The organism is Bacillus pretiosus, assembly GCF_051294775.1.
Lineage (GTDB): Bacteria > Bacillota > Bacilli > Bacillales > Bacillaceae_G > Bacillus_A > Bacillus_A wiedmannii.
The window spans coordinates 1-325 of record NZ_JBPPHF010000085.1 but is presented as its reverse complement, the minus strand read 5'-3'; the positions used below and the strand labels follow the sequence as shown (position 1 = coordinate 325).

The 325-nt window shown below is 38.5% G+C and carries 1 protein-coding gene; it reads right to left on the bottom strand.

Translation table 11 applies throughout. The annotated features are described in order from the left end of the window. On the bottom strand, positions 1-325 hold a 325-nt coding region (locus ACSG5Z_RS29965; protein ID WP_435712755.1), incomplete at both ends, for a histidine kinase.

Here is a 325-nt window from a genome sequence, read left to right as displayed (position 1 = left end):
AGTGATAGGTATGCCTGTACATGGTTTAATTCTTGTTCTTGTGGAATCAACAACTGACGTGCCCCTTGCAAATTACAACGGAAATACACGCTAAGCTGCAATAATAACTTCCTTGCCTTTTCTACATCTGTTCGGCATAAAGCTGATACGGTATTAATTGCATTAAATAAAAAATGCGGATTGATTTGTGCTTGTAACGCTTTTATTTCGGCATCTTGCAATAACTTACGTTGTAACTCTGCTTCACCTAACTCAAGCTGCGTGGAAAATATTTTTGCTAATCCTTCTGCAAGTTCCTCTTCAACACGACTTAACTGGTTAGGGT